12 protein-coding genes and 2 pseudogenes are annotated in these 10539 nt (G+C 60.8%); 8 read left to right on the plus strand and 6 right to left on the minus strand.

What is annotated here, in order from left to right; genetic code table 11:
• Positions 1-262, minus strand: a pseudogene (locus AACY18_RS28155) (hypothetical protein); the annotation flags it as partial.
• Positions 263-370: 108 nt separating this feature from the next.
• Entirely contained in the window at positions 371-733 is a 363-nt protein-coding gene (locus AACY18_RS18055; protein ID WP_339432672.1) for a DUF6124 family protein, read from the minus strand.
• Between the two features lie 522 nt (positions 734-1255).
• Here AACY18_RS18055 and AACY18_RS18060 point away from each other — a divergent pair.
• Entirely contained in the window at positions 1256-1795 is a 540-nt protein-coding gene (locus tag AACY18_RS18060) for an acyl-CoA thioesterase (RefSeq protein WP_339432673.1), read from the plus strand.
• A gap of 4 nt (positions 1796-1799) precedes the next feature.
• Here the strand turns inward: AACY18_RS18060 and dapF are convergent, their stop codons facing one another.
• From dapF to AACY18_RS18080, 4 genes and pseudogenes are all read right to left on the minus strand, one after another.
• Positions 1800-2621, minus strand: a complete 822-nt coding sequence (dapF, locus tag AACY18_RS18065; protein ID WP_339465587.1) for a diaminopimelate epimerase — start codon at positions 2619-2621, stop codon at positions 1800-1802.
• 187 nt (positions 2622-2808) lie between these two features.
• On the minus strand, positions 2809-3024 hold the full coding sequence (locus tag AACY18_RS18070) for a DUF4287 domain-containing protein (RefSeq protein ID WP_339465588.1): 216 nt from the start codon (positions 3022-3024) through the stop codon (positions 2809-2811).
• A 230-nt stretch (positions 3025-3254) separates the two neighbouring features.
• A pseudogene (locus tag AACY18_RS18075) lies at positions 3255-3356 on the minus strand (cytochrome B); the annotation flags it as partial.
• A gap of 70 nt (positions 3357-3426) precedes the next feature.
• Positions 3427-3981, minus strand: a complete 555-nt coding sequence (locus tag AACY18_RS18080) for a cytochrome b (protein ID WP_339432674.1) — start codon at positions 3979-3981, stop codon at positions 3427-3429.
• Positions 3982-4189: 208 nt separating this feature from the next.
• Between AACY18_RS18080 and AACY18_RS18085 the strand changes: the two genes are divergently transcribed.
• The 7 genes from AACY18_RS18085 to AACY18_RS18115 are packed head-to-tail and all read left to right on the plus strand — an operon-like array spanning position 4190 to position 10487.
• Positions 4190-4867 (plus strand): thermostable hemolysin, encoded by a 678-nt coding sequence (locus AACY18_RS18085; protein WP_339432675.1) that lies wholly within the window; start codon positions 4190-4192, stop codon positions 4865-4867.
• Positions 4857-6338 carry an AMP-binding protein gene (locus AACY18_RS18090; RefSeq protein ID WP_339465589.1) on the plus strand — a complete coding sequence of 494 codons (1482 nt, stop codon included), beginning with the start codon at positions 4857-4859 and terminating at the stop codon, positions 6336-6338. The genes AACY18_RS18085 and AACY18_RS18090 overlap by 11 nt, the downstream gene beginning before the upstream one ends.
• Positions 6335-7009, plus strand: a complete 675-nt coding sequence (locus AACY18_RS18095) for a TenA family transcriptional regulator (protein WP_221732629.1) — start codon at positions 6335-6337, stop codon at positions 7007-7009. The genes AACY18_RS18090 and AACY18_RS18095 overlap by 4 nt, the downstream gene beginning before the upstream one ends.
• The gene (locus AACY18_RS18100; protein WP_339432677.1) at positions 6996-7805 is read left to right on the plus strand and encodes an SDR family oxidoreductase; all 810 of its coding nucleotides are present in this window, start codon (positions 6996-6998) and stop codon (positions 7803-7805) included. Before AACY18_RS18095 ends, AACY18_RS18100 begins: the two co-directional genes overlap by 14 nt.
• Positions 7802-8446, plus strand: coding sequence for a tetratricopeptide repeat protein (locus AACY18_RS18105; protein ID WP_221732631.1), 645 nt, complete (start codon positions 7802-7804; stop codon positions 8444-8446). Before AACY18_RS18100 ends, AACY18_RS18105 begins: the two co-directional genes overlap by 4 nt.
• Before the next feature lie 11 nt (positions 8447-8457).
• Positions 8458-9120: a response regulator gene (locus tag AACY18_RS18110; protein WP_221732632.1), complete on the plus strand. Its 663-nt coding sequence runs from the start codon at positions 8458-8460 to the stop codon at positions 9118-9120.
• Positions 9117-10487 (plus strand): ATP-binding protein, encoded by a 1371-nt coding sequence (locus tag AACY18_RS18115; protein ID WP_339465590.1) that lies wholly within the window; start codon positions 9117-9119, stop codon positions 10485-10487. The genes AACY18_RS18110 and AACY18_RS18115 overlap by 4 nt, the downstream gene beginning before the upstream one ends.
• Positions 10488-10539 lie beyond the last annotated feature (52 nt).

The following is a 10539-nucleotide window of genomic DNA, read 5'->3' on the forward strand; positions in this document are numbered from 1 at the left end:
TGGTCTGGCCAGACAAGAAACTGGGAGCCGATGGGCACTGTGATGTTGAACCCGGATCGGCAGCAGCAGACCGAGAAAAGAGCGGCATAGTTAGACGGCGACGCGACAACAACCTTGAAAAACGCCGTTCTTCTTGGGTGGTGCTGAAGTCGCCGGCAAGGAACCTGTCGCACATACCTTGCAATTCTTGGGGAACGGCATACTCGCTTCTTCCTGGTATGTCGGTAAAGGGAACACCCTTTTCCTTGGCCAGTTGATGCATCACCTTGAGATAAACCGTCGAAAGCTTGCCACTAACCGGACGCTTAAGTTGAAGTCCGGCGGAGACAGTGGATTGTGACGAGGGTTTCCCCTCGTCGTGGTGGTTGGGTTATTTGGAGATTTCCACGCGATCTAGCGCCTGGTTAACCGCCAATTCGCTGAGCATCACGACTTGCGCAATGCCTAGCGCGGTTTTGCGGTGGGAGGTGTCGAGTATGGCGGCGAAGTTGTTGAGCATTTCGCTGGCGGAGCCGAGGGTTTCGCTGGCGTTGGCCAGCAGCGATTCGGTGTCGTACTTCGGGTTGGCGAGGTACATGCGCTCGGGTTCGTTGGTGCTGGCCATGATCTGGTCGGCGGGTTTGAGGTAGTGGTCGAGGGCGCGTTCGGCGGCGTCATGGAATTTCTTGGAATCGGGGGATTCGTAGGGGGATGTGGGGTCGGTGGCTGGCGGGTTCGGCGTTACTTTGAACATGGTGAAACTCCTAGTTAATTAAAGAGGAGCCTTCACCTTCGCTACCAAACGAAGGGTGGCGGCCATACGCGGGTTGGTAGACCGGTAACTAGGACCCGGCACACCCGAAGGTGTCCTGCGCATGGCCACCATTGAGCAGATACCCGACCGGGTCTGCAAACGGTGCGCGATGCGACTAGTTATGGCGGGCTACCAAACCCGATCACTGTTTTTCAGTGACCGACAAACGATAGAACCCGCGACCTAGACGCACAAGCCGGCGGATTCTGGCGTAGTCGTAGGCGATGGCGCAAGACGTTGTAGGGTTTGAGTGGTTACCGGACACCTCCGTTAAACAGCCCGGTCATCTCCCGTTTATCCACTGTTCGTGATGACTGACGATTCAGCCACTGACGCTGTTCGATGATTCGTCAGCCGTCATGACCGGAACGTACTTTTCAGGCCAAAACAGTCATTTACGCACCTACCTCGTTCAAGTCTGCGTCGCTAGAGTGCAGCCCTCCTCAAACGATGGGCGTACTTATGAATCTCTGGTTTCGACTGCTCTGCATGCTTCTACGGCGACCATGGCGCAAACCGGTCAATGCACTGGCATCGACCGTCATCCGCATGCGTGTGTGGCCATTGGATCTGGACTTCAATCGACACGTCACCAATGGCCGCTATTTCACGATGGCTGACGTTGCACGCATGGATTTTGTTTTGCGCAGTGGCGCCTTCCGCGTGGCACTGCGCGCAAAAGCACTGCCGATTGTTGGGGATACCTGGGGTAAGTTTCGACGTGAGCTCAAGCTGTTTGAAGCGTTCGAAATCCACAGCAAGATGCTGGGCTGGGACGACAAATGGAGCTTCATGGAACACCGTTTTGTGAGCAATGGCAGGGTGGTCGGCGTCGTGGTCATGCGCGGGCTGTTTCGTTCGGCAAAGGGGACTGTTGCGCCAAGCGAATTTGTCCAGGCGCTGGGATTACCCGAACAATCACCCGAGATGCCGCAGTGGTTGACATCGTGGTCGATGAGCTGTGACGCCATGAGCGGCCAACTCAGAGCCGAGGAGCAGTGAGTCGTCAGCCGCTCAGGGTTATCGAATCGAGAGCGATTGTGCCTGAGAAGCTGGGCTCTACCGGGCCGCTGAGCCATACCGAGCCTTGCCCGTCCCACCGCACGGTTACGGGGCCGCCGTCGCATTCGACCTCAACGATGTTGTCGAGCAAACCTCGGCGTATGCCGTTAACCGCTGCCCCGCAGGAACATGACCCTGAGCCAAGCGGTATGGCACCGCCGCGTTCCCATATGCGCAATCGGATGTGTTGGCGGTCGATGATCTGGACGAAATGCACGTTGGTGCGCTGGGGAAACAGCGGATCGGTTTCGAGGCTCGGGCCGAGAGTGGCGACGTCGACGGTGCTCAGGTTATCTACGAAATAGGTGCAGTGCGGGTTGCCCATGCTGCATGCGGCGGGCTCGCCGGGTAGAGGTAGCGCGAGGGTGTCATGTTCCCGCGCCAGCGGAACGTCTGACCAACCGAAAAGTGGCTTGCCCATGTCCACCGAAATAGTCCCGGACACTGTGCGTTTGCAGGTGAGCAGCCCCCGACGGGTTCGCAACGTGATTGATGTTCGACTGGCTTCGCGCATCAGTCGGTCGGCGGCGCCGCGAGTGGCGCTGCCGCAGACATCGAGCGCAGTGCCGTCGGCGTTCCAGAATTCCACACGCGCATCGGCGTCTTCGCAATCGAGCACCACGGCGAGCTGATTGAAGCCGATGCCACGGTGACGGTCGCCCAGGTACCGGGCCAGGTGGCCGGTGATGGGGTTGGCGGTGTTGCGTGCGTCCACCAAGATGAAGTCGTCACCGTTGGCGTGCATTTTATGAAAGGTGAGCGGCATCCGTTTGGCCTTTGTTGCGCGTCATTTGAATAAGGGCTGGCGGCGGTGTGCAGTTGTCCCCCGTCAGCGGGTAATGCGCTTTCGGGAACATGAAGTAGAACTCTTGCGAGCCTTGGGAAAGCCGCACGGGGTTTTGACGTCTTCGGCTTGCACGGGCCGGAGGCTGAAGTTCATCGCTGCCCTGCCCTCACTTTTTGCCGATGGCCAGATGATGCGCAACCAGCGCATTGGCATGCCCGTGGCCCATGCCATGTTCATCTTTGAGCCACGCCACCAGCTCCATGTGTTTTTTATCGCCGACGCTGGCGAGCAGGTGCAGCCATTGGTCGATCGGCTGGCCGTACTTTTTCTCGATGGAGGGGAAATACGACGCCGGGCCTTTTACTTTGTTGTCTTCGCTCATGCTGCACGCTCCATTGGGTCGCGACGGAGAGTCGACGCACGCTCCTTGTCGGCAAGGCCTAAGAGTGGACGCGAAGTGCGGTTCCGGCAACTGCCCCGCGCTACCGGACGCCGCAAAATCCTGTGGGAGCGGGCTTGCTCGCGAAAGCGTCCGGTCAGTCAGCATAGATGTCGACTGGTTAGACGCTTTCGCGAGCAAGCCCGCTCCCACAGAGTTTGAGGTGAATGGGCTTATTGCGTATCAGAACGGCCCGGCAGCATGCGTACGAGGGTGTTGTCGCGCACCCAATAGTGGTGGAACAAGCCTGCCGCGGCGTGCAGGCCGATCAGTGCGCGAAGTCGGGGAATGGTTTGTCGCCGGCGGCGAGCAAGCCCGCTCCCACAGGGTTTGAGGTCAATGGGCTTATTGTGTATCAGAACGGCCCGGCAGCATCCGCACCAGCGTGTTATCCCGCACCCAATAGTGGTGGAACAAGCCTGCCGCGGCGTGCAGGCCGATCAGCCAGTAGCCGGCGCTGCCGATCAGTTCGTGCCAGTACTTGAGGCGTTTGGCGAAGTCCGGGTCGATGGCGACCGGGGCCGGTACGTGGAAGCCGAAGTATGGGAACGGTTTGTCGCCGGCGGCAAGCATCAGCCAGGCGAGGATCGGGGTGGCGATCATCAGGCCGTAGAGGGCCAGGTGCATCAGGTGCGAGATGCCGGTCTGCCAGGCCGGTGGTTTGGGGGTGATCGGTGGGCGTGGGGTCAGGCGGCCGATGAGGCGGATCCACACCAGGGCGAAGATGCTGGCGCCGAACAGGCCGTGAAAGCCCATCAGCAGGCCGCGCGCTTCGCTGCCCTTGGGCATGAAACCTTTGAGCTCGACGCAGGCATAAACACCGACGAACAGCGCCAGCATCAGCCAGTGCAGCATGATTGAGAGTTTTCCATAACGGTTTACGGCGTTGTCGCGGGTCATAAGAAGCGCCTCGTGATTGTCGTGAGCGACGGTCGATTCATTCGACGGTCTCGATTCGGTTGCCGGGCGAACCGACGGCATCACCCTGCCCGCCCAGTCTTAAGACAGTCTGAAGATCGGCCCGCAGATTACCCTTTTTTTACCTTCAGACTTCGTTAAGAAATGGTTCGGATACTTCGCTCAAACCATTGAGGGAGGCGTTCTGCCCATGCCCGATTTCCACTGGAACATCCCCCGGCCCCTGCACTTCGGCCAAGCCGAAACACCGCAGATGACCTTATCCAGTGCCTTGCCGGACGATGTTCAGCGACCGGTGTTCGAGGCCTTTATCCAGCAACGTTTTCGCAAGGCCCATGGCGCTGACATCCGCCACTTCATGCCCGAGCTGTTCGGTATGCACAACGGCGACGGTGAGTTGTGTGCGGTGGCCGGGCTGCGCCGCGCGCATCTGGAGCCGTTGTTTCTTGAGCGCTATCTGGATGAGCCGATCGAGCCGCTGATCAGCGCCGCAGCCGATCGCCCGGTGGATCGCGACGCGATCGTCGAGGTGGGCAACCTTGCTGCCAGCGACACCGGCAGTGCGCGCTTGAGCATTATCGCCATCACTTACTTGCTGGCCATGGGCGGTCTGGAGTGGGTGACGTTCACCGGCAACATCGGGCTGGTCAACAGCTTCCATCGTCTGGGCCTGAAACCGGTGACGTTGTGCGCCGCCGACCCGGCACGCCTGGGGGACGACCGTCACAGCTGGGGCAGTTATTACGAAAGCAAACCGTGGGTTCATGTGGGCAACATCCGCGCCGGTTTTATCCATCTGCGCAATATCGGTCTGTTCACGCGCCTGGGTCTGCCAACCTCGATTGAAGGAGCTTGCCATGTCGCTTGAACTGCAACGTTTCAAGGAAACCCTGCGCAGCCATGCCGGGCGCAATGACAACACGATTGCCCTGTGGGGCGACACCCTAAGGCTCGATTACGCCACGTTGTACGCCGAGGTGCTGTATCGCCAGGAGCGTTTGCGCGATGAAAACGTGCAAGTGATTGCACTGGCGCTGGACAACGGCGTCGACGCGATGCTCTGGGACTTGGCCGTGCTGTTCGAAGGCCTGACCTGCGTGACGCTGCCGCCGTTTTTCAGCTCGGCGCAACGTGCTCATTGTCTGGAGCAGAGTCAGGCCGAACGGGTGATCGCCGAGCCGGAACTGGAGGCCGAGTTGCTCGCAGGCGGTTATGTGAAAAGCGGCGAGTTCTGGTGCCGTACCTTCAGTGGTCCGAGCCACATGCCCGCCGGCACGGCCAAACTAACCTTCACGTCCGGCACCACCGGCACGCCCAAAGGCGTTTGCCTGAGCGCCGACAGTTTGTTGCGGGTTGCACGCGAGCTGCATCAGGCCAGCGAACCGACCGCTCCTCAGCATCACCTGGCGCTTTTGCCGTTGGCGATTCTGCTGGAAAACCTTGGCTGTTATGCGGCGCTGTATGCCGGTGCGACGCTGAGTCTGCCTGGCCAGAAAACCCTCGGCATTCAGGGCGCCAGTGGCGTGGATGTGCCACGCCTGCTGGGCTATCTGGCCAGCCGTGCGCCGGAGAGTCTGATTCTGGTGCCGCAGTTGTTGCTATTGCTGGTCGGCGCCGCCGAACAGAAAGCCTTCGATCCCCAGACTCTGCGTTTTGCGGCGGTGGGTGGCGCGCGGGTGTCCGAGGATCTGCTGCACCGCGCCCAACGGGTCGGCCTGCCGGTTTATGAAGGTTATGGCTTGTCCGAGTGTGCCTCGGTGGTCTGCCTCAATCGCCCCGGTGCCTGGCGTCCGGGCAGCGTCGGCAGGCCGCTGCCTCACGTTGAAGTGCGCGTGGCCGAGGACGGCGAAGTGCTGATCAAGGGTTCGCCGCTGTTGGGTTATCTGGGGGATGCGCCGTACGCCGAAGAATGGTGGCCAAGCGGCGATCTGGGCGAGTTCGATTCGCAAGGGTTTCTCTACCTCAAGGGCCGCAAGAAGCATCAGTTCGTCACCAGTTTCGGGCGCAACGTCAACCCGGAATGGGTCGAGTCCGAGCTGACCCAGCGCCGCCACATCGCCCAGGCGTTCGTCTATGGCGAGGCGATGCCGCACAACCACGCCTTGCTCTGGCCACATCGCCCGGATTGCACCGACGCGGAACTGGCCGCTGCCGTTGCCGAAGCCAACGACGCCCTGCCCGATTACGCCCAGGTACACAACTGGACGCGCCTGCCACAACCGTTCACCGCCGCCAATGGCTTGCTCACCGCCAATGGCCGCCCGCGCCGCGAGGCCATCGTCGCGCAGTACCACACACAACTGACCGAATCCGCCGTCTCTGAGGAATCCGCATCATGAATTTTTTCGACACACTGCAAGAAGCCACTCAACAGGAACGTCACGAGCTGTTCAATCTGCCGATCATTCTTGATGCGCTGCAAGGCAAGGTCAGCCTTGAAAGCTATCGCGCATTTCTCGCCCAGGCCTATTACCACGTACGCCACACCGTGCCTTTGATGATGGCTTGCGGTGCGCGTTTGCCGACGCGTCTGGAATGGCTGCGCAAAGCGGTGTGCGAGTACATCGAGGACGAGTACGGCCATGAACAATGGGTGCTCAACGATATCGCCGCGTGTGGCGGTGACCGCGATGCGGTGCGTGATGGTCAGCCGTCGCTGTCGATCGAGTTGATGGTCAGTTTCCTTTATGACCTGATCGCTCGCGGCAACCCGGTGGGGCTGTTCGGCATGGTCAACGTGCTCGAAGGCACCAGCATTGCCCTGGCGACCCACGCAGCGGGCAGCATTCGCGAGCGTCTGGCGCTGCCGGAGACGGCATTCAGCTACCTGAGCTCCCACGGTTCGCTGGACGTTGAGCATATGCAGACCTATCGCCGACTGATGAATCAGTTGGAAGATCCAGAAGACCAGGCCGCGGTGATCCACGCCTCGAAAGTTGTCTATCGCTTGTACACCGACATGTTCCGTGGCTTGCCGCGTGACGCGGAGGCTCAACATGCAGCTGCGTGAAGCGCGTGTGGTATTGACCGGCGCCAGTGGTGGCATCGGCATGGCCATCGCCAATGCCTTGTGCGCCGCCGGCGCCCGGGTGCTAGCCGTGGCCCGCCACCAGGAAGCCTTGCAGCCGCTGATCGAGCGCTACCCGCAAAACCTGTGCTGGGTGGCCGCTGACCTGACCTTCCTTGCCGACCGGCGCAATGTGCTGGCTGCCGCCGAAGCCATCGGTGGCATCAACCTGCTGATCAACGCGGCCGGGGTCAATCACTTCGCCATGCTTGAGCAACTCGATGACAGCGACATCAACGCGATGCTGGCGGTGAACATCAGTGCGCCGATCTGCCTGACCAAACTGCTGCTGCCGCTGCTCAAGGACGCCGACAGTGCGATGGTGGTCAACGTTGGCTCCACGTACGGCTCGATCGGCTACCCCGGTTATGCCAGTTATTGCGCGACCAAATTTGCCCTGCGCGGTTTTTCCGAAGCCTTGCGCCGGGAACTGGCCGACACCCGGGTCAGCGTGCTTTACGTCGCGCCCCGCGCTACGCGCACGTCGATGAACAGCGCGGCGGCGCAAGCCTTGAACGATGCGCTGAAATCCAACGTCGATGACCCGCAAGCCGTGGCGTCTGCGGTGATCCACGCGATTGCCGGCGACCGTCGCGATTTGTATTTGGGCTGGCCGGAGCGCTTCTTCGTGCGCCTCAACAGCCTGCTGCCGCATCTGGTGGATCGAGGCCTGCGCAAGCAGTTGCCACTGATCCGTCGCCTGAGTGAAAAACCCGACAACGAGCCGCCAAAACCATGAAGAAAATCTACGCATGTCTACTGCTCGGCGCGCTGAGCCAAAGTGTTTGGGCGCTGGACACCGCCGATCAGCAACGCCTGGCCGGCATTCAACAGAGCTGGGCGCACATTCAATACGAAACACCGGAGAAACAGCGCGCCGCCGCTTTCGAGCAACTGTCGGCGCAAACGACGAGCTTCACCAGCCAACGCCCGGCCGTGGCCGAAGCGTGGATCTGGAAAGGTATCGTCACCAGCAGTTGGGCCGGTGCCCAGGGTGGGCTCGGTGCGTTGGGCAAAGCCAAAGACGCCAAGGCTGACCTGGAAAAATCCCTGAGCCTGGACCCCAAAGCCCTGCAAGGTTCGGCCTACACCAGCCTCGCCGCCCTGTATGATCGCGTGCCGGGCTGGCCAATCGGTTTTGGCGACAGCGACAAGGCTGAGCAACTGCTCAAGCAGGCGCTGCAACTCAACCCCGAGGGCATCGACAGCCTGTACTTCTGGGGCGATCACCTCTACCGTCAGAAGCGCTACGCTGAAGCCAAAGCTGCGTTGCAAAAAGCCCTGCAAGCGGCGCCCCGCCCGGGCCGGGAAACCGCCGATGCCGGGCGCCGTAAAGAAATCGCCGCGTTGCTGGTGGACGTGAACAAGAAACTCGAATGACAGGAGTCCGTGTGCGTTTATTACTGATCGAGGACGATGAGGCCCTCGGCGAGGGTATTCATCAAGCGTTGGGGCGCGAAGGCTACACCGTCGACTGGCTCAAGGACGGCAGCAGCGCCCTGCACGCCTTGCTCAGTGAAACCTTTGACCTGGCGGTGCTTGATCTGGGTCTGCCGCGCATGGACGGCCTCGAAGTGCTGCGTCGACTGCGCGACAGTGGCTCGAACCTGCCGGTGCTGATCCTGACCGCTCGCGATGCCACCGAGGATCGTATCGCCGGGCTCGATGCCGGCGCCGACGATTACCTGATCAAACCGTTCGATCTGGCCGAACTCAAGGCGCGTTTGCGTGCCTTGTTACGACGCAGTGCCGGGCGCGCCCAAGCGCTGATCGAGCACGCCGGTATCAGCCTCAACCCCGGCACACAGCAGGTCACCTATCACGGCCAGCCCGTGGCGCTGACGCCCAAGGAATATCAGCTATTGCATGAATTGCTCTCGCCACCGGGCCGCGTCATGACCCGCGACCAACTGATTCAGTTGTTGTACGGCTGGAACGAAGAAGCAGAAAGCAACACCCTGGAAGTGCATATCCACCACCTGCGCAAAAAGTTCTCCACCGACCTGATCCGCACCATCCGTGGCGTGGGTTATCTGGTGGAGGAGCGCCGATGAGTTCGATTCGTCGCCGTACGCTGACGCTGATCATCGGCCTGATGCTCGCCGGTTTAGCGGTATTGAGCGTGTTCAATCTGCACGACAGTAACCACGAAATCGCCGAAGTCTACGACGCACAACTGGCGCAAAACGCGCGGTTACTGCAAGGCGTGATGCGTATGCCGATCAATGGTCAGGCGCACAGTGATCTGTATCAGGCGTTCAATACTGCGCTGGGAGAAGCAGAGCCTCGCGTCGACGGTCATCCTTACGAAAGCAAAATGGCCTTTCAAGTGTGGGACCCCAGGAATGAAGTGCTGGTACACACCGCCAGCGCCCCCACCTTCACCTCCCCGCCAACCCAGCCTGGCTTTAGCGATGTCGTGGATTTGAAAAACCGCCAATGGCGCGCATTCATGCTGGAAGACAAGCAGAACGGCCTGCGCATCTGGGTCGGTGAGCGCGATGATGTACGCGCCGATCTGGTCGACCGCATCGTCCGTCACACACTGTGGCCGAACGTGCTCGGTAGCCTGATCCTTGCGGCCATGGTCTGGCTCGCCATCGGCTGGGGCCTCAAACCGCTGGCGGACATGGCGGCGACCCTGCGCGCCCGCCACAGCGGCTCGCTGGAACCTTTGCAACTGACACCCTTGCCCAGCGAGCTGGAACCGATGCAAGCAGCGCTCAACCGCATGCTCGCGCAGATCCAGGAAGTGCTCGGCCGTGAACGCCGCTTCATCGCCGACGCCGCCCACGAAATGCGCACACCGCTGGCGGTGCTGCGGGTGCATGCGCAAAACCTGCTGGAGGCCGGCACCGAACAGGAGCGCCGCGACTCGCTGCAATTTCTGATTTCGGGTGTCGATCGCACCAGCCGACTGGTCAATCAGTTGCTGACCATGGCCCGCCTGGAGCCCAAACCCAACCCGCCGCCTCTGCAACATATCGACCTCAGCGAAACCGTGCGCAACAGCCTGGTGCAACTGACCCCGTGGTTGCTGAGTAAACAGCTGGAACTGGCCTTTGAAGACGGCGCCCAAACGCTCCATGTCCTGGCCAGCACCGCCGCCATCGACATTGCCCTGAACAACCTGATCACCAACGCCGCCAACTTCTCCCCGGACCACGGCGTGATCACCGTGACGCTGACTCAAACCGACGGCTTCTGCCATTTGAGCGTCGAAGATCAGGGGCCGGGCATTGATGAGGAAGATCAAGAGCGCTTGTTCGAACGGTTCTACAGCCGCGGTAACGCGCAGGGTGCGGGATTGGGGCTGACCATCGTCAACACCATCGCCATGCGACTGGGTGGGCGGATTACGTTGGTCAACCGGGCTGAGGGTGGATTGCGGGCGACGTTGTCGATGCCCGCAAGGCAGTGATCTGCGACGGTCGATGGATCAGGTTGAACCTCACTGACAATCGCGGTCACTT

It is taken from the genome of Pseudomonas sp. EA_65y_Pfl2_P74, from assembly GCF_963970575.1.
Taxonomy (GTDB): domain Bacteria; phylum Pseudomonadota; class Gammaproteobacteria; order Pseudomonadales; family Pseudomonadaceae; genus Aquipseudomonas; species Aquipseudomonas baetica_A.

Excerpts from the sequence above, each read along its gene's own strand:
- AACY18_RS18115 (WP_339465590.1), top strand. The coding sequence starts at position 9,117 with ATGAGTTCGATTCGTCGCCGTACGCTGACGCTGATCATCGGCCTGATG.
- AACY18_RS18095 (WP_221732629.1), top strand. The coding sequence starts at position 6,335 with ATGAATTTTTTCGACACACTGCAAGAAGCCACTCAACAGGAACGTCAC.
- AACY18_RS18100 (WP_339432677.1), top strand. The coding sequence starts at position 6,996 with ATGCAGCTGCGTGAAGCGCGTGTGGTATTGACCGGCGCCAGTGGTGGC.
- AACY18_RS18105 (WP_221732631.1), top strand. The coding sequence starts at position 7,802 with ATGAAGAAAATCTACGCATGTCTACTGCTCGGCGCGCTGAGCCAAAGT.
- AACY18_RS18085 (WP_339432675.1), top strand. The coding sequence starts at position 4,190 with ATGCCCGATTTCCACTGGAACATCCCCCGGCCCCTGCACTTCGGCCAA.
- AACY18_RS18060 (WP_339432673.1), top strand. The coding sequence starts at position 1,256 with ATGAATCTCTGGTTTCGACTGCTCTGCATGCTTCTACGGCGACCATGG.
- dapF (WP_339465587.1), bottom strand. The coding sequence starts at position 2,621 with ATGCCGCTCACCTTTCATAAAATGCACGCCAACGGTGACGACTTCATC.
- AACY18_RS18070 (WP_339465588.1), bottom strand. The coding sequence starts at position 3,024 with ATGAGCGAAGACAACAAAGTAAAAGGCCCGGCGTCGTATTTCCCCTCC.
- AACY18_RS18080 (WP_339432674.1), bottom strand. The coding sequence starts at position 3,981 with ATGACCCGCGACAACGCCGTAAACCGTTATGGAAAACTCTCAATCATG.
- AACY18_RS18055 (WP_339432672.1), bottom strand. The coding sequence starts at position 733 with ATGTTCAAAGTAACGCCGAACCCGCCAGCCACCGACCCCACATCCCCC.
- AACY18_RS18090 (WP_339465589.1), top strand. The coding sequence starts at position 4,857 with ATGTCGCTTGAACTGCAACGTTTCAAGGAAACCCTGCGCAGCCATGCC.